We start from the raw sequence: 18,669 nt of genomic DNA, 5'->3' as shown, positions 1-18,669 counted from the left end.
TTTAAGTTGTTATCAATGAGTATAAAAAGCGAAGGTATGATATCGCAGGTTATCGGACCTGTTATCGACGTTTCATTCGAGCAGGGGCAGACGTTGCCCAATATTTTCGATGCGCTCGAAGTCGTTCGGCCCGATGGCCAGGTGGTAGTTCTCGAGTCGCAACAAGACATTGGCGAAAATACCGTTCGCAGCATCGCCATGGATTCTACCGATGGCTTGCGCCGTGGGATGAAAGTGACGAATACAGGAATTCCCATTTCTATGCCTGTGGGCGAAGATATCAAAGGCCGTCTTTTTAATGTAATTGGCAATCCCATCGACGGGCTGCGGCCGATAAAAGAAGAAGATCGTTATTCGATCCATCGCGACCCTCCCTTATTCGAAAACCTTACCACCCAAAAAGAGGTGCTCTATACTGGCATCAAAGTTATCGATCTCATCGAACCCTACGCCAAAGGCGGCAAGGTCGGACTCTTTGGTGGCGCCGGCGTTGGCAAGACGGTAATCATCATGGAGCTTATTAACAACATTGCAAAGTCGTATGCCGGCTTATCTGTTTTTGGAGGAGTGGGCGAGCGTACGCGCGAAGGCAACGACCTGCTGCGCGAGATGATCGAATCGGACGTGATAAGATATGGCGACGCTTTTAAAGAAGATATGGCAAAGGGCGGTTGGGACTTGTCGAAAGTTGACTACGAAGAACTTGCCAAGTCTCAGGCCACGCTGGTATTCGGTCAAATGAACGAACCTCCTGGGGCCCGTTTGCGGGTCGCTTTATCGGGGCTTACCATGGCCGAATATTTCCGCGACGGTGACCAGAAAACCGGTGGGCGTGACATCCTGTTTTTTATCGATAATATTTTCCGTTTTACCCAGGCAGGCAGCGAGGTTTCAGCTTTGCTCGGGCGTATGCCCTCGGCAGTAGGCTACCAGCCCACACTGGCTACCGAGATGGGGTTTTTGCAAGAGCGCATCACCTCTACCAAGCGCGGTTCCATCACTTCGGTACAGGCTATTTACGTACCTGCCGACGACCTTACCGACCCGGCACCTGCCACGGCTTTTGCCCATCTGGATGCTACTACCGTTCTCAGCCGTAAAATTTCGGAGCTTGGCATCTATCCCGCCGTGGATCCGCTCGACAGCACTTCGCGCATCCTTACCGCCGAGGTGGTTGGCGAAGAGCATTACAACACTACGCAACGCGTAAAAAATCTTTTGCAACGCAACAAAGACCTGCAGGATATTATCGCCATCCTGGGGATGGACGAGCTTTCGGAAGAAGACAAAATGGTGGTGCATCGTGCCCGGCGGGTGCAGCGTTTCCTCTCGCAGCCTTTCCACGTAGCCGAGCAGTTTACAGGAATCCCCGGCACCGTAGTTCCTATCGAAGATACCATCAAAGGTTTTAATATGATTATGAATGGCGAGGTAGACCAATATCCTGAAGCTTCCTTCAACATGGTTGGAACGATAGAGGAAGCCATTGCCAAAGGCAACAAACTTTTGGCTGAAGATCAGGAATAAGCATTTTTTTAACCATGAAAATTGAAATCATAACACCCGAAAAAACAATATTCTCCGGAGAAGGCAAGCTGGTGCAGTTGCCGGGAGTCTGTGGTTTGTTCGCGATTTTGCACAACCACGCTCCACTCATCGCAATGCTGGAGGCTGGAAAAGTTAGAATAAAAGATGCTTCCGATGTTGTTTCTTATTACGAAATTACCGGTGGCGTAGTGGAAGTGATGGATAATAATGTGCTGGTGTTGGTAGGGTAAAAAATGAATTGTGAAAAGCATGAATAAACGTTTCCATATAAAATCAGGCTTCCGGCGCAAACTGTTGATCTTTGGCGGTTTGTTGCTGTTTGCAGTTTTTCAGGTGATGTCGCTGGGCGGACAAACAGAGAATCCACAGGTTGATGTACACCAGAAAAACCTGCAGGATTCGGCTCCTAAAGAGCCTTTCAAAGCCGGCGATTTTATTATAGATCACATCATCGATGCCCACGAGTGGCACATCCTGACTCTGGGTAATTTTGATCTTACCCTGCCATTGCCCATCATTTTGTGGCACAAGGGTGCGTTGCATGTTTTTATGTCGGGCCGCTTCAACCACGGACATTCGCAATACAAAGGTTTCGCTATTCCCCGGGAAGGGGATAACAAAGGCAAAATTGTAGAGATGATTACTTCGCGTAATCAGGACGATGGACTCATCACCACCGTTGAAAACGAGGAGCTGCCACTTGATTTCTCCATTACCAAAAATGTCCTTGCCATTTTCATCAGCGGCATATTATTGACCTGGCTTTTCGTTTCGATAGCACGTACCTACCGCCGTCGAAGCGGTAAGGCTCCCAAAGGAATACAGTCGATACTGGAGCCACTCATCCTTTTTGTTCGCGACGACATCGCGAAAGCATCTATTGGCGAAAAAAAATATGACCGTTTCATGCCGTTTTTGCTGACCTTGTTCTTTTTCATTTTTTTTAACAACCTGCTGGGTCTGGTGCCCATTTTTCCGGGTGGCGCCAATGTAACCGGAAATATTGCTGTGACAGGGGTGCTTGCTTTATTTACCTTTTTCGTCACTAATTTGGGCGCTGAACGCAGTTATTGGGTGCATATTTTTAACACGCCCAGCGTGCCATGGTGGCTCAAGATACCCATACCGCTTATGCCCGTCGTGGAACTTCTCGGTGTGTTCACCAAGCCTTTGGTACTGATGGTGCGACTTTTTGCCAATATGACTGCCGGCCACATCATCGTGATGGGCTTTTTCAGTCTGATATTTATTTTTGGTGAGATGGGTGCTGCCGCAGGCTACAGTATCTCGGTGGTTTCGGTAATGTTCTCAATATTTATGAATATGCTTGAGTTGTTGGTAGCCTTTATCCAGGCGTATGTATTCACGCTCCTCTCGGCAATATATTTTGGTATGGCTGTCGACGACGGACATTGAGTTTTGAATTGCAATTTTTTATTAATAAATGATCGAATAAAAGCATTTTAAGTAATCACATTTTAATATTACAAACATTATGGAATTTTTAACCATCTTATTACAGGTAGCAACTGATTTTGCACCTTACGCAAAAATAGGCGCCGCTTTCGGTGCTGGAGTAGCAGCAATTGCAGCCGCCTTCGGCATCGGAGGGATAGGCCGTGCTGCCGTCGAAGCCATTGCCCGTCAACCGGAAGCTGCCGGCGACATTCGCTCCAGCATGATTGTGTCTGCGGCACTCATCGAAGGTGTTACCTTCTTTGCTGGTGTAGTGTGCCTGCTCATTGTGATACTGTAGCAAAACAGATCCTGCAACCCGGTGTATGACCGGGAGGCAGGATTTTTATTAAATGAATTTTATGATTCCGAATCAAAATAATGCTTGATAAGTTATGGAATTAGTTACCCCCGGATTAGGGCTAATCTTCTGGATGACGCTGGCTTTTGGTGTCTTACTTTACATCCTGGGACGCTTTGCCTGGAAGCCTATCATGAAGTCTTTGTCAGAACGAGAAGACTCTATTGATGATGCTTTGCATCAGGCCGACAAGGCACGTCAGGAAATGCTGGATATGAAGTTTAGCAACGAGCAAATGCTGGCCGAAGCCAAAGAAGAGCGGGATGCTTTGCTGCAACAGGCAAGGGTGATAAAAGAAAAAATCATCGAAGAGGCACGCCAAAAAGGTACTGATGAAGCTAACCGCATCATCGAGAGTGCCCGCGAGACCATCGAAAACGATAAGAAAGCCGCCATGGTGGATTTGAGAAATCAGATTGCCCTGCTTTCCATAGAGATTGCTGAGAAGGTTTTGAAACGCGAACTCGACAACAAAGAAAAGCAGAACGAATATGCCGGAGAACTCATTCGTAAAACAAGCCTTAACTAAACCGCTGCAACCATGGATTTAGCCATCATTTCAAAACGATATGCGCAGGCACTTTTCAATCTGTCACTGGAGATGAACCGGCTGGAGCGTATCAATGATGATGTGAAACTGATACAGGAAGTGGTTGCTGAAAATCCACATTTCCGCAGGTTGTTGAGCAGCCCTGTTGTGTCTGATGGTAAAAAAACCCGTATTATTAATGGTGTTTTCGGCCGGCATCTCGACGAGCTTACCATGCGCTTTCTGCAGCTAATAACCCGCAAAGAACGTGAGGTGTTCCTGAAGGAGATCGCAGATGCTTTTGTTGTTATTTACAAAAAACACCACCGCATCCTCCCCGTGAAGCTTACCACCTCGGCGCCACTTGACGAAGAGACACGCAAAAACCTATTGGAGATGCTCCACAAGGATTTGGATCATAAAATAGAACTCATCGAGCACATTGACCCTGAGGTGATCGGTGGTTTTGTGCTCAATTTCGACAACAAGAAATACGACGCCAGCATACGGCGCAAACTCGACAGACTTCATAAGACATTCGAGGAGAACCCATACGTCAAAGGATTTTAGATTTTTATTAAAAAAAATGAATTAACAACAACACGAGATATGTCACAGATAAGACCCGCCGAAGTATCGGAAATATTACGTCAGGAACTTGCCGGTTTCAAGACCGAGAGCGAGCTCGAAGAAACCGGTTCGGTGCTTACGATAGGCGACGGCATTGCCCGTGTGTATGGATTGAGCAATGCTGAGTCGGGCGAGCTGGTAGAATTTGAAAAAGGAAATTTAAAAGGTATCGTTCTCAATCTGGAACAGGACAACGTAGGAATTGTGTTGCTGGGCGAGGTGCGTGATGTGAAAGAGGGCGACACAGTGAAACGTACCGGACGTATCGCGTCCATTAATGTAGGAATGGGATTGCTGGGGCGTGTCATCAACACGCTGGGTCAGCCCATCGACGGCAAAGGCGAGATACAAGGCGAGACGTGGGAGCTGCCCCTGGAGCGCAAAGCACCGGGAGTAATCTACCGGCAGCCGGTAAACGAGCCGCTGCAGACAGGACTTAAAGCTGTGGATGCCATGATTCCTATTGGCCGGGGCCAGCGCGAGCTAATTATCGGCGACCGCCAGACGGGGAAAACAGCCATTGCTATTGACACCATCATTAACCAAAAAGAATTTTTCGACAAAGGCGAACCTGTGTATTGCATCTATGTGGCTTCCGGACAAAAAGGATCCACGGTGGCCAACATTGTAAAAATACTCGAAGACAAAGGTGCGCTGCCATACACCGTCATCGTTACAGCCACCGCCAGCGATCCGGCTGCCATGCAATTTTATGCGCCCTTTGCCGGCGCCGCTATCGGCGAATTTTTCCGCGACACCGGTCGTCCGGCACTCGTCATTTTCGACGACTTGTCGAAGCAGGCAGTAGCTTACCGCGAAGTGTCGTTGCTGTTGCGCCGTCCGCCTGGCCGCGAAGCTTATCCCGGCGACGTTTTTTATCTGCACTCTCGCCTGCTCGAACGCGCTGCCAAAATTATCGACAACGACGACATAGCTCGTCAGATGAACGACCTGCCCGATTCCATCCGGCACATGGTAAAAGGCGGTGGTTCACTCACAGCTTTACCCATCATCGAAACACAGGCCGGCGACGTTTCTGCCTACATTCCTACCAACGTTATTTCTATTACCGACGGACAAATATTCCTCGAGTCGAACCTGTTCAACGCAGGTATCCGTCCGGCTATCAATGTGGGTATCTCGGTGTCGAGGGTGGGTGGTAATGCCCAGATCAAATCGATGAAGAAAGTAGCAGGCACGCTAAAGCTTGACCAGGCACAGTTTCGCGAACTGGAAGCTTTCGCCAAATTTGGCTCCGACCTGGATGCTGCTACCATGAATGTGCTCGAAAAAGGTCGCCGTAATGTGGAGATACTTAAGCAGCCACAATATTCTCCTATGTCGGTAGAGCAACAGGTTGCCATCATCTTTTGCGGCGTCCGCGGACTTCTGCGCAGAGTGCCATTGAACAGCATTCGCGACTTTGAAATAGAATTTCTGCACCAGCTCGAAGTTCAACACAGTAATCTTCTTAAAAATTTGCGTGACGGCAAGCTGCTGGACGATGATGCCGAGACACTCGAAAAAGTAGCACGTGAAGTTGCTGGTAAATACGCGAAACAGTAACAAAGAAAAAGGTTGTCGGGTAAATGATTATTGCATCAGCATTTTTAGTTTTGATATTTTAATAATACAATGGCCAATTTAAAGGAAGTACGTTCACGCATTGATTCGGTAAATTCTACCAAGCAAATTACCAGCGCCATGAAGATGGTATCGGCGGCCAAGTTGCGCAAAGCGCAAAGAGCCTTGCACAACATGCGTCCTTATGCTTTAAAATTGACTGAGATTGTGGATCACATCAGTGCCAGCCTGGGCGAGAACATTGGGAGCATTTACACGGAGCAGCGGGCACCCGAAAAAGTATTAATCGTGGCAATTGCCTCCAATCGGGGACTATCAGGCCCCTTTAATGCTAACGTGGCCAAAGAGGCAATGGAACACCTACTCCAAAATTACAGACCACAATTTGAAGCCGGACAGGTAGATATCTTTACCATTGGCAAAAGAGTATTCGAATTTCTCAAATCAAGAAAAATTGATGTGGCACGTCGAAACGATCAACTGCTCGACGATCTGTCGTTCGAAAACGTGGAAGCTTTGGCTCAAATGCTGCAGAAAGAATTTGCCGATGGAAAGTACGATCGCATCGATATCGTTTACAATCAGTTTAAAAATGCTGCTGTCCAGTTGCTAACCATTGAGCAACTTCTGCCCATAGCGCCGCAGGAATCAATATCGGATTCCGCCAAAGAGAAAAGCAATATCTATTACCTCTTCGAGCCATCCAAGGAAGAAATTCTCCTCCAACTCATCCCAAAAGCCTTGACCATACAATTATACAAGGCGCTGCTCGACTCGGCCGCTTCTGAACACGGTGCCCGCATGACTGCCATGCACAAAGCCACCGACAACGCCGACGAGCTCATCAAAAGCCTCAGGCTATCCTACAACAAAGCCCGTCAGGCAGCCATCACCAACGAAATATTGGAGATCGTAAGTGGCGCCGAAGCGTTGAGGTAGCTGTCGTTCCAGTCGGTTTTCAAAAGAAGGTGATGTTGTGCAAGCATCTGCGAGATGTCTGCAGATTTTGTGAAAACGTATTATTTGATTTCCCTTAGATTTCTGACGTTCAAGACAAATTGTAATTCGTGTATGACGTTTCCCAATTAATTTCTGAAATTCGCTGCGTTGGGTCATGTTATTATCAAAATGATGGGTTCAAAATGGAGTGATTTGTAATTTCTACACCATGGGACCAGAAATTTTTCATATTATAATCACCACATTTACAACCTTCTACACCTCCACCTTTAAAAATTCACGAAACATTAGTAAATAGTTCGTTAACTATCTTTAATTTAGCGGCTTCCAAAAAAAGAACGGACAATGAACGAAATTATCTCTACCCATGTAAGCCACGACCCGGTGTTTATGCAAAACGGGAATCTGGCCACTTTTACCAACCTCTCACGAAAGCGTTATCTGCAGAAAAAGCGCATTCTGTACCACCTCTACAACAAAGGAAAGTTGTCGAATCCTGAAATCTGTAAACTCACCAACATGAGCTCGCCATCCATACAAAAACTCCTCAAAGAACTTATCGGAGAAAGTCTGGTACGCGAAGAAGGCATCGGCCAAAGTATCGGGGGACGCCGTCCGCTGATGTTTGGTATCAATGCTCCGGCACGGTTCGTAGTGGGCATCAACATCAGCCTGAGCTCCACCGAAATTGGCGTTTTTAATCTTAGCAATCAGTTGCTTGGTAAAATTCAAATATTCAAACGGCAGCTTGAGAATACGCAGACTTTCGTCGATGAAGTTCATCAGGAGGTAATGCGGGTTTTAGCTACAGCAAATGTTGAGCTTGATCATGTGCTTGGGATTGGCATCGCCATCACCGGACTGAACGATCCCCGCTCGGGTTCGAGCTATTCACATCTTAATTTTTCCGAGAAATCGGTGAGAGTTTTATTTGAAGAAAAATTTGGCAAGCCTGTATTTACCGACAATGATGCCCGTCTGATGGCGCTGGGCGAATATGTGTTTGGGAGTGCTGCCGGCCAGGAGAATGTGTTGTGCATCAACATTGGTTCCGGCATTGGGATGGGCATGATCCTCAACGGAAGGCTTTACCAGGGACATTCCGGCTTTGCCGGGGAATTTGGGCATATCAAGATTCAGGAAGATGGCCTGTTGTGCATGTGCGGAAAACATGGCTGTCTGGAAACGGTGGCTTCGGGCGACGCCCTTACGCGCATGGCTCTGGCAACGGTGGCTGCCGGAAAAGCTACCATATTATCCCAGCATACATTCGATATGGACTGCAATACCATTATTGATGCAGCACTTCAAGGCGATCAGGAAGCCATCGGCCTTATTGCCCAGATAGGTAATTTCCTTGGCAAGGGACTCTCTACACTCATCCATCTTTTCAATCCGGAGACCATTATCCTGGGAGGTCACATGTCGCGTGCGCAGCAGTTTTTGCTCGACCCGGTGCATCAAACGCTTAACAAATACACCATTGGCCAGATAAAGAACGCAACCCGTTTGGTTACTTCCACGCTGGGTGAAAAAGCTGCCGTGATGGGCGCCCTGGCGCTGGTGATGGAACATGTTTTTGAAGATTTAAACTATAATTGATTTTTTCAAAATAATATTTCTCAATCTGACGAATGAAAAATTCCATGAAAAACGATTTCTCACGACGGGCTTTTTTAAAAACAGCGTCAATTGCAGGACTGGCAATAGCTGCTGCCCCCACTCTGGTTTTTGGTAATCCGCTGAAACCCTCCAAAGTTAATATTGCCCTAATAGGCACCGGGCTGCGTGGGCAAAATCATCTTTTCAACTTGCTTCAGCGCGACGACATAGAAATTAGCGCTATCTGCGATGTGGATGGACAGATGCTCAACAAAGCTTTGAAAATGATCCGCGAGGCAGGCCATCGCGAGCCGACCACTTTTACCGGCAGCGAATACGCTTACCGCGATATGTTGCGGTTGCCCGAAGTTCAGGGCGTGGTCATTTCTACGCCGTGGCTTTGGCATCCCGTCATGGCGGTGGATACCATGAAAGCCGGTAAATATACGGGTTTGGAAGTGTCGGCAGCCAACACCATCGAAGATTGCTGGGACATGGTGAATGCTTCCGAAAGCAGTGGCAGCCATTGCATGATTCTCGAAAATGTGTGCTACCGCCGCGATATCATGGCCATCCACAACATGGTGAAACAAGGAATTTTTGGCGAATTGCTACACTGCCATTGCGGCTACCAGCACGACCTGCGCGACGTTTTGTTCAACGACGGTACGCAGGCCTATGGCGGCGGAGTGGAATTTGGCGAAGCAGGTTATTCGGAAGCACGCTGGCGTACCGAACATTACCTGAAACGCAACGGCGACGTCTATCCCACACATGGTGTCGGCCCCATTGCCAACATGCTTGACATAAACCGCGGCAACCGCTTTTTGTCGCTCACATCCACTGCTACCAAAGCACGTGGCATCAACAATTATATCGTCGAAAAGGGAGGCGCCGACCATCCCAATGCGCGCCTGGAATGGAAAATGGGTGACATTATCACCACCACCATTACAACTACCAACGGCGAATCGATTATCGTGCTTCACGACACCACGCTGCCACGACCTTACTCGCTGGGCTTCCGCGTGCAGGGAACCAAAGGCTTGTGGATGAATGACGGCAACCAGATTTATATCGAAGGGACCAGTCAATCGCATCGCTGGGAGGATTCGAAGCCTTACATCGATAAGTACGATCACCCCCTATGGAAAACTTACGAAAGTCTGGCCGAAGGATCAGGCCACGGTGGCATGGATTTTTTTGTGATGAACGCTTTTGTCGAATCAATCAAACGCGGCATTACTCCGCCACTCGATGTGTATGATGCGGCAGCCTGGAGCGTCATCACGCCGCTCTCGGAACGCTCCATCGCCAATGGCAGCGAGCCACAGGATTTCCCCGACTTTACCCGCGGACGCTGGATAAAACGCAAACCGGTTTTTGGCATCAGCAGTACCTATTAGCGTAAAATAAACTCTGATAAAAAAATGTTATGAGCAAAATTCGTTACACCATATTAATAATAGCCTTGCTTTTTTGCGGGATTTTAAACGGGCAGCAGGATACCATCTTTCGGGATATCCAAAACCCACAGATGACCGGACGTGGCAAGATGGCACCGCATGCTTTTGCCATTCCTTATGCAAACACTGAGCAGGCTTTCGCCAATGAATGGGAGCAGTCGCCGTATTTTAAAAGTCTTAACGGGCAATGGCTTTTCCACTGGGAGCCACGGCTGCCCGACCGGCCAGCTGGTTTTTATCTTCCGAACTATGATCACAGCAGTTGGGACAGCATCACTGTGCCGGCCAACTGGGAGCTGTCGGGATACGGAATCCCTATTTATGTAAATCAGTCGTACGAATGGACGTGGGATCCGCAACCTCCGCAAATCCCCAACATCGATAATCCGGTGGGCGCCTACGTCACCTGGTTTGAAGTGCCCGACAACTGGCAGGAGCGGCGCGTGATATTGCATGTGGGCGGCGTAAAATCGTCGATGCACCTGTGGATAAACGGACAGCAGGCCGGCTACAGCCAGGACAGCAAAACGCCGGCGGAGTTTGATATTACAAGTTTTATAAAAGAAGGTAAAAACAAATTGGCCATGCAGGTGGTGCGCTGGAGCGACGGCACTTACCTCGAATGTCAGGATTTCTGGCGCATCAGCGGCATCGAACGCGATGTGTTTTTGTATTCAAAACCAAATCTTTCCATTGACGACTTCTTTGTGCATGCCGGCCTTACGGCAAATTACATAGATGGCGTTATGAAAACAAAGGTGTTGCTGCATAATTACGACCCACAAAAAACACAGAAAGCTACTCTCAAACTTCAGCTCTTCGGCAAATCCACCGGAAGCCTGATTGACGAGCAAACCCGGGAAATAAAACTCGGCGGGCACGATGCAACTACTATTACTTTTAATACAAAAATAAAATCGCCACGCCGCTGGACGGCCGAAACACCGGAGCTTTATACGGTGGTGCTTACTTTGACAGAACCAAAAATCGGTGTGCAGGAAGTAGTTTCGGCAAAAACCGGATTTAGAAATATCGAAATTAAAAATGGTCAATTGTTAGTTAATGGAGAGGCAGTAATGCTGCGGGGCGTCAACCGCCACGAACATGACCCACTGACCGGACATGTTATCAGCGAGGCTTCCATGCTCGACGATGTCCGGCTGATGAAGCTCCACAACGTGAACGCCGTGCGCACCTGTCACTATCCCGACGACCCGCGCTGGTACAGCCTGTGCGATAAGTATGGCCTTTATGTGATCGACGAAGCCAACATCGAATCGCACGGCATGGGCTATGGCGAGCGCAGTCTGGCCAAAGATACGCTGTGGCGCAAAGCGCATCTCGAGAGGGTGCAAAATATGATGGAGCGCGACAAAAACTACCCGTCGATTATTATCTGGTCGATGGGCAACGAGGCCGGCGACGGTGTTAACTTCACAGCATGTTACGAATGGCTCAAGCAGCGCGACCCGTCCCGACCGGTTCAGTACGAGCGTGCCCTGCTGGGACCCAACACCGATATTTTCTGTCCGATGTACGCTTCCATCGAATACATCGAAAAATATGCGCAGCAGCCACAAACGCGGCCGCTCATTTTGTGTGAATATGCGCACGCGATGGGTAACAGCACCGGCAACCTGCAGGATTATTGGGATGTGATAAAAAAATACGACCATCTGCAGGGCGGCTTTATCTGGGACTGGGTGGATCAGGGGATTTTGGTTTCCGAAGAATCCGGCACGCAATATTATGCTTATGGTGGCGACTTTGGCGGCAAGGATGTTCCGAGCGATGGAAACTTCTGCATCAACGGACTGGTTTCGCCCGACCGCACGCCGCACCCTGCGATGGCAGAGGTGAAAAAGGTATATCAGCCTTTGGAAATTGTGCCGGTGAATCCACTGGGCGGACGCTTTCATATCATTAACCAACACGACTTTTTGAACCTTTCACATTTCAACCTGCGGTGGGAAATAATGTCGCAAGGACGCATATTGCTGGAAGGAGTTATCAAGCGCCCTGCAGTGGCAGCGCAAACCAGCCGCACCTTCGATCTGGCTTACGACACATTGCATCAGCAGGCGGGTGAGGAGTATTTTATCAATTTCAGCCTGCAAACCAATGGTGCCGATGGGTTGCTGCCGGCAGGTTATCCCGTGGCAACAGCTCAGTTTCCCATCCCTAACTATATGCCGCCTGTAAAAGTTGTTCCGCCGGCTGCCGGTGAGCTGCAAGTAATTGAACTGGAGGGCTTATTACGCTTTAGCGGAAAAGATTTTAAAATAGATTTTAATAAAAATAGTGGTGAAATGGTGCGATGGACAGCCGACGGAAAGGAGTTGCTGGAGAAGCCGATGGATTTTAACTTTTGGCGTGCACCAACCGATAATGATTTTGGCAACGGGCTGGATAAACGGTGTAAGATCTGGAAGACAGCTCCCGAAACCAGAGTTTTGCGCAAAGCAACTTTTACAGCCATCGATGGCAGCCAGGCGATTTTCACGGCCGCTTATTATCTGCCCGAAGTAATGGCGGATCTGGTTGTAGAATACACGATTAACGGGCGCGGCGAAGTGATGGTGGACGAGCGGCTGACAATGCTGCCGCCACCCGATCCTGATGTGGAAGTGCTTTCGACTTCACGCGCAGGTTTTGGCCGCGCACTCGACCTCGATGCATTGCCCTCCAAGCTGCAGCTCGATTATGAATATTCAGATAAATTGATGGATTTTACAATCGAAACACTAGTCTATCCTTCGGCTTTCGGCAGCAACAATACCATCTGGGATAATGCCGAATGGGCAAAAAACCGTCTGCATTACGAATTTCGTGACAACGGAAAATTGTGTTTCTGTCTGGCCGGCAATGAGCAGATAACGCTGGATTTTCCTTTTGCCGATGCCCAATGGTATCTGATTTCGGCGGTTTACAGCAGCACCAAAGGAATAGTGAAATTTTATTTGGATGGAGATTTGATTTCAGAAAATACGATCACCGACGGTGTGGCAGCCGACTTTTCCGGAGAGAGCTATTTAGGCGGCTACCGGCAGGGCGAGCGGTTATTTCGGGGTAAGATTGACGAATTCAGGCTTTGGGATGTTGCCCGTACTGCCGAAGAAATCAAAGCAAATGCTGCGAAGCCACCTAGCGGAGACGAGAAAAATCTGATTCTTTATCTGGATTTTGAAAACATGTCACAAATGAAAACCATGACCAGAAACAAAGTGCTGGCAACCTACATCGACCTGCGCACGCTCCGTCCGGAGCTGCCGCGTTTTGGGATGCGCTGGGCAATGCCCGGACGTTACGACAACCTACAGTGGTTTGGCCGTGGGCCGCACGAAAATTATATCGACCGAAACACAGGAGCTTTCGTCGGCAAATACAACAGTACTGCTGCCGAACAATATTTCCCCTATGTCCGCCCGCAGGAGAATGGTAATAAAACTGACATCCGCTGGATGATGCTGACGGATGATGCCGGCAACGGATTGCTAATTGATGGATTGCCCATGTTTTCAGGCTCGACGTTGCACAATAGCATCGAAGATTTCGACCAGGGTACCAAGAGCAATTACCGTCATACCAACGATATCACTTTGCGCGACACTGTTTTCGTGACTGTCGATTTGAAGCAGATGGGCGTTGGCGGTGATGATAGCTGGGGATCACGAACTCATCCGCAATACTTGCTGCCGGCAGCAGATTATCAGTTTACCTTTCGCATGCGCCCGGTGCGCAACGGCCAGCCCGACCCATTCCGGTTCAGGCAATGGGAGGTAGGAGAGTAAAGTTTAAAAGTCCGCGGACAGTTTTTTATTCCGAAATATTCCATGAAGACAAGTGGTGTCGTCCGGCCAAAACATTCGCCGGCACATTGCGTTAAGCCATTTAAAATAAATTTATGATGGACGAAAAGAAAAAGGCGGGGCGTTACCAACGGCTCTACACACAACTGAAAGAGCTGCTAACCGCCACCCGCAACCGCGAAGCACGCATGGCAACCATTGTCGCTGTGCTGCACCATAAGATGGATTATTTCTTTTGGACGGGATTCTATTGCCTCGATCAGGGTGAGCTTATCGTGCGCAGCTACCAGGGGCCTGTGGCCTGCCAGGTGCTAAAGAAAAATATTGGCGTTTGTTGGAAAGCTATCAACCACGGCGAAACTATTGTGGTTGCTGACGTGCATCAATTTCCCGGACACATTGCCTGCGACTCGCGCTCGCGCTCCGAAATAGTAGTTCCACTGCGCGATGAGGGCGGACATATTTATGGCGTGCTCGATGTGGATTGCGCCGACCTTGCCTCCTTCGACGACACCGATGCGCAGTGGCTCGAAAAAATTGTGGCGCTTGTTTGAAAGAGGATAGAAGTTTGGTAGAGATGGGCTGAAAAAGTCTTGAATATTATGATTTGTTTTACTGCTTTTTGGAATTTATAGCAGAGCCAAAACATGCAACTAACAAGCAGCCTCGTGCCATGTAAGGTATCGAAAGCGAGTGAAAGCAGTTTTTTTGATACTTTTGGTCTCTTTATTTTCATACTAATACTCGTCTGATTTTGAATAGCATATTGCTGATTTTGATCTTTGTGGGCATGGCCACCGACACTTTTGCCACCATTTATCTAAATGGCTTTCTCAAAGAAGCACGCAAGCGTTTTGTTTTTAAAATCGCGATTAGCATTGTATTAATAAATATGGCCTATGTCTGGCTCGGTTTTTCGGGTGGACTTTGGCTACGCTCACTCATCAGCGACAGCATGCAAGTGGTAGCTCCGGCTATTTTGCTTTTGCTGGGGCTAAAAATTGTAATCAAATCTTTCAACCCTAAGTTTAATGAGATGGTCTGGGAACTCACAAGCACACCGGTGATGCTTGGCTATGCTGCGGCGGTGGGTATCAATATTTTCATGCTCGGAGTCATTTTGCCTTTCCTTTCCGCCTCTTTTAACGAAACGCTTATCGCTGTTGCTGTTGTTTTTGCGATTGTGGTAACGGTTGCTTTTTTCTTTGGCCGCATGAGCCACCGATTTCTGCTGGCGATGCGCATATTGCTTGCGGGTGGCGCATTGGTGATGGGTATTGGCATATTTTTAATCCTTAAATATTTTAATATTTTATAAATCTTAGGATGAAGAAACTCTATTTTTCGTACTTTCTTTTTGTATTCCTTACTGCTGCAGCGCAGGAGCCTGCCGGTTATTACAACAGTGCCATAGGGCTGGAAGGCACCGCCATGCAGCAGGCGCTTCATACTATCATCAAAGGTCACAACGCCATCAGTTACAGCGCCCTTTGGAATTCTTTTGAGAATACCGACAAAAAAGCCAATGGCAAAGTTTGGGATATGTATTCGGATGTTCCTGGTGGAACGCCTCCATATCAGTACACCTTTTTCTCTGATCAGTGTGGCAACTACAACAGCGAAGGCGACTGCTACAACCGTGAACATTCGTTTCCGCGAAGCTGGTTTGGCGGCACTGTGGCACCTATGAACACCGATCTTTTTCATATCTATCCTACCGATGGCTACGTAAACGGTAAACGCGACAATTATCCTTACGGAGAAGTGGGAACTGCCAGCTGGACGTCGCTCAACGGCAGCAAGCTCGGAACCAGCATCACACCCGGATACTCCAGCGTGGTGTTTGAACCTATCGATGCTTATAAAGGCGATTTTGCCCGCACCTATTTTTATATGGCGACCCGTTACTTAGGCGAAGACAGCAACTGGCCGGGCAGCCCGATGGTAAATGGTTCGCAGCCCAAAAGCTGGGCATTGCAGCTTCTGCACTCCTGGCACCAGGATGATCCGGTGAGCGCCAAAGAGATAGCTCGCAACAACGCGGTATACGCCATTCAGAACAATCGCAATCCCTACATCGATCATCCTGAATTTGTGGAAATCGTTTGGTTTGATCCCAGCGGTATCGACGAGCCGTATTTTAGTGCTTCCGACTTTTCGGTTTATCCAAATCCCACCGCAGATATTCTTTACATCAACAGTACGCTGGAGGTGACGCAGCAACCGCTCATATATTCGCTCTCGGATGCAACCGGCCGCATCATTACCACAGTACAAGCCGACGGCCAAAAGCTGAACAGCATTAGCCTGACGGAATTGCCCCACGGCTTTTATCTGCTGCACATTACGGATCAGGCTTCGCGAAAAAGTATTAATTATAAGATATTCCATTAATACAAAAACCAATTAACACATGGCAAAGATTAGAATTACCAAAGCCTATAAATTCGATATGGCGCACGCATTGCCCGGTCACGACGGGTTGTGCAGCAACATTCACGGACATTCCTACGAATTGTTGGTAACGCTTATCGGCGAGCCGGTTGACGACCCTTCCTCACCCAAATATGGTATGGTTATCGACTTTAAAGATTTAAAAAGGATCATCAAAGGATTGATTACTGATGCTCTGGATCATTCGCTGATATTGCGTAAGGACACGCCGGCTCAGCTTCTGCAAATGATGAAACAGCATTACGATCGAATAGTAGTGGTGGAGTATCAGCCGACGAGCGAAAATCTGATTATCGATTTTGCAGCCCGCATCCAGGCCGCTTTGCCCGCCAATGTGAAACTCCACCACCTGAAACTTTGGGAAACCGTTACCTCCTATACCGAATGGTTTGCCGAAGATAACTAACGATGCGTTTTAATAAAAAGCACCCATAAGCATCGAGCCGATAGCTCCCCAAAACAGTACTCCAAGCACCAGACCCACCAGCATCCATATCAACGCGGCCTTGGCCCAGTTGGCTTTGCTTACGTTATTGCCGCCCGAAAATGCCCATACAAAAAGCATAATTATCCCCACGATTGGAATAGCCGTGATAAGAAGGGTTAGCACCCAGTCGCCGACGGTTACCGCAGGCTGTACCGGCGGTGCATAGCTGTTTTGATAATTTGTTGTTGCGTTTGTGTTTTCCATTACGTTAAGTTTTTAAATGTTAGATGGGGCTAAAATAGAAAAATTCCCGTAACTAAGAAGTGAGGGTCTTGTAATAATGGAACCATTTAAGGTTTTTTGAAAAATTCAAAATGATGATTGGTTACCGAAATACATTAATTGGAAGCCGGGTATCGGAACGAATCCTTGTTATATTATTGCTTGTAATCCAGTTCTTTTAATCTGGCCGCATTGTAGCGATTTCCGGTAAAGCCGTAAAGAAAATTGATGGTCCAGACATTTCCATCCAAATTAGTTCCGGAAGGATTTTTGAAATCGACTGCATTATATTTAAAATCCAAACCCAGATAGCTGAATTGATTCAGATAATATCTGTAACCCAATCCAAAATTCAAATTTAAAGAGGTTAGGGTCTTGGTAATTTCATTGGTGCAATTTGCGTCTTTAATGTTCAAAACGTCAATTAAATCCACCGCAACTCCACCAATGAGGTTGAAGCTGCTCCTTTTTAATCTGAACATTTCAAATCCTGCATCCAATCCCAGGTAGCCTCCAATATGGTGGTCGGTGTTCCAGATGGAATCATTTTTATACACCTGATAAACTTCGGGCGCCTTTCCGACGCGAAATATCATGGAAGCATCTGCAGTCAGTCGCTTGAATTGTATGCCTCCGCGAAAACCCAGCGATAGGTGCGTGCCGATTGTTTGTAGGTTGTCCTGCGGAATCCAGACGCCATAGAGAAAATCGCCATGAAATATCACTTGCTTGATGTAACGTTGCACTTCAGCATAATAGAGTTTTTGGATAAGGGTTCCATTAAATGCATCTGTCTGCAGCATTGCAAACACATGCTCATAATCCTTTGAGTAGAATTTCAGGAAAAATATTTCAGTGGGCGTTAAGTTGTCTCGTTTCAAGAGTTCCCCGGCAAGGTCGGTGGTAAATTTATCCAGTGCGTCGGGTTGGATCCTGAAGTTATCCCAGCGAGAATAGTAAAAATCACCTTCATAATCATATTTAAAATAGAGATGGTTTCCATTAGCAAACAACTGCTGGGTGATGTTGCTGCTATACGTTCTTTCAGTAAAGTTGCCGCTATCGATGGCAAATAAAATCCTGCAGCAGGCAATCATTTCGACACCCATACATTGTTTATCCCAATAATCCAGAATTGCGTAGGCGGTATCCTTTGCGCCTTTCTGGTAATATTCGGGAATGAGATTGGTGGCGTTGATCCGAATATCCTCGCACGAAATATACTTACGCGTCATCAGACTTTCGATATTTTCCACCTGACCAATTGCGATGGAAGAAAGGACTGTAAAAAACAATACCCAAAGAACCTTTTTCATAGGATCATAATTTGAGTTATTAAAACTAAAACTCATCGCGAAAGCTGAAGGCGATTAATTTATCAACGCAACTTCTTCATCAGCGATTGGAAGCCAAAAATAGGAATAATTTCAATCGAATTATTTATTATCAGTCAGGCACACGAAAAGTTTAGAATGGAAATACCTGAGGCGTCAGAAGTTCGCAGCGATAGAGCCACTTCCGAAAACACCACCACCGGCAACGTATCGACGCTACGATGCCCC

At 47.6% G+C, this 18,669-nt stretch carries 17 protein-coding genes; 15 read left to right on the top strand and 2 right to left on the bottom strand.

All coding sequences use genetic code 11. The annotated features are described in order from the left end of the window. Positions 1-15: 15 nt before the first annotated feature. The 15 genes from atpD to VFC92_05460 all read left to right on the top strand — a co-directional run bounded on the left by atpD (position 16) and on the right by VFC92_05460 (position 16,804). Positions 16-1,527: a F0F1 ATP synthase subunit beta gene (atpD, locus tag VFC92_05530; GenBank protein HZK07642.1), complete on the top strand. Its 1,512-nt coding sequence runs from the start codon at positions 16-18 to the stop codon at positions 1,525-1,527. A gap of 14 nt (positions 1,528-1,541) precedes the next feature. Beyond that, positions 1,542-1,778 (top strand): ATP synthase F1 subunit epsilon, encoded by a 237-nt coding sequence (atpC, locus tag VFC92_05525; protein ID HZK07641.1) that lies wholly within the window; start codon positions 1,542-1,544, stop codon positions 1,776-1,778. Between the two features lie 19 nt (positions 1,779-1,797). Further along, entirely contained in the window at positions 1,798-2,964 is a 1,167-nt protein-coding gene (gene atpB, locus VFC92_05520) for a F0F1 ATP synthase subunit A (GenBank protein HZK07640.1), read from the top strand. Positions 2,965-3,043: 79 nt separating this feature from the next. Then, positions 3,044-3,304, top strand: coding sequence for an ATP synthase F0 subunit C (gene atpE / locus VFC92_05515; protein ID HZK07639.1), 261 nt, complete (start codon positions 3,044-3,046; stop codon positions 3,302-3,304). Between the two features lie 94 nt (positions 3,305-3,398). After that, positions 3,399-3,893 (top strand): F0F1 ATP synthase subunit B, encoded by a 495-nt coding sequence (atpF, locus tag VFC92_05510; protein HZK07638.1) that lies wholly within the window; start codon positions 3,399-3,401, stop codon positions 3,891-3,893. A gap of 12 nt (positions 3,894-3,905) precedes the next feature. Continuing rightward, complete coding sequence (gene atpH, locus VFC92_05505; protein ID HZK07637.1) at positions 3,906-4,463, top strand: ATP synthase F1 subunit delta; 558 nt, start codon at positions 3,906-3,908, stop codon at positions 4,461-4,463. 39 nt (positions 4,464-4,502) lie between these two features. Next, positions 4,503-6,089 carry a F0F1 ATP synthase subunit alpha gene (atpA, locus tag VFC92_05500; protein ID HZK07636.1) on the top strand — a complete coding sequence of 529 codons (1,587 nt, stop codon included), beginning with the start codon at positions 4,503-4,505 and terminating at the stop codon, positions 6,087-6,089. 69 nt (positions 6,090-6,158) lie between these two features. After that, a complete protein-coding gene (gene atpG, locus VFC92_05495) occupies positions 6,159-7,046 on the top strand; it encodes an ATP synthase F1 subunit gamma (GenBank protein ID HZK07635.1) in 888 nt (295 codons plus the stop codon). Between the two features lie 366 nt (positions 7,047-7,412). Beyond that, the gene (locus VFC92_05490) at positions 7,413-8,669 is read left to right on the top strand and encodes an ROK family transcriptional regulator (protein HZK07634.1); all 1,257 of its coding nucleotides are present in this window, start codon (positions 7,413-7,415) and stop codon (positions 8,667-8,669) included. A 44-nt stretch (positions 8,670-8,713) separates the two neighbouring features. Then, entirely contained in the window at positions 8,714-10,075 is a 1,362-nt protein-coding gene (locus tag VFC92_05485; GenBank protein HZK07633.1) for a Gfo/Idh/MocA family oxidoreductase, read from the top strand. A 29-nt stretch (positions 10,076-10,104) separates the two neighbouring features. Continuing rightward, positions 10,105-13,926: a glycoside hydrolase family 2 TIM barrel-domain containing protein gene (locus VFC92_05480; protein ID HZK07632.1), complete on the top strand. Its 3,822-nt coding sequence runs from the start codon at positions 10,105-10,107 to the stop codon at positions 13,924-13,926. A gap of 113 nt (positions 13,927-14,039) precedes the next feature. Continuing rightward, entirely contained in the window at positions 14,040-14,498 is a 459-nt protein-coding gene (locus VFC92_05475) for a GAF domain-containing protein (protein HZK07631.1), read from the top strand. Between the two features lie 200 nt (positions 14,499-14,698). After that, a complete protein-coding gene (locus tag VFC92_05470; GenBank protein ID HZK07630.1) occupies positions 14,699-15,262 on the top strand; it encodes a manganese efflux pump in 564 nt (187 codons plus the stop codon). 8 nt (positions 15,263-15,270) lie between these two features. Then, entirely contained in the window at positions 15,271-16,338 is a 1,068-nt protein-coding gene (locus VFC92_05465; protein HZK07629.1) for an endonuclease, read from the top strand. 19 nt (positions 16,339-16,357) lie between these two features. Next, entirely contained in the window at positions 16,358-16,804 is a 447-nt protein-coding gene (locus tag VFC92_05460; GenBank protein HZK07628.1) for a 6-carboxytetrahydropterin synthase, read from the top strand. 9 nt (positions 16,805-16,813) lie between these two features. Here VFC92_05460 and VFC92_05455 read toward each other — a convergent pair whose 3' ends face one another. Together VFC92_05455 and VFC92_05450 are read right to left on the bottom strand one after the other, a co-directional pair. Then, the gene (locus VFC92_05455; GenBank protein ID HZK07627.1) at positions 16,814-17,089 is read right to left on the bottom strand and encodes a hypothetical protein; all 276 of its coding nucleotides are present in this window, start codon (positions 17,087-17,089) and stop codon (positions 16,814-16,816) included. A 173-nt stretch (positions 17,090-17,262) separates the two neighbouring features. Continuing rightward, the gene (locus tag VFC92_05450; protein ID HZK07626.1) at positions 17,263-18,423 is read right to left on the bottom strand and encodes a hypothetical protein; all 1,161 of its coding nucleotides are present in this window, start codon (positions 18,421-18,423) and stop codon (positions 17,263-17,265) included. Between the last annotated feature and the right edge of the window lie 246 nt (positions 18,424-18,669).

The organism is Bacteroidales bacterium (genome assembly GCA_035647615.1).
Taxonomy (GTDB): domain Bacteria; phylum Bacteroidota; class Bacteroidia; order Bacteroidales; family 4484-276; genus SABY01.
The sequence above is the reverse complement of the archived record's forward strand: the minus strand, read 5'-3'. Positions and strand labels throughout refer to the sequence as shown.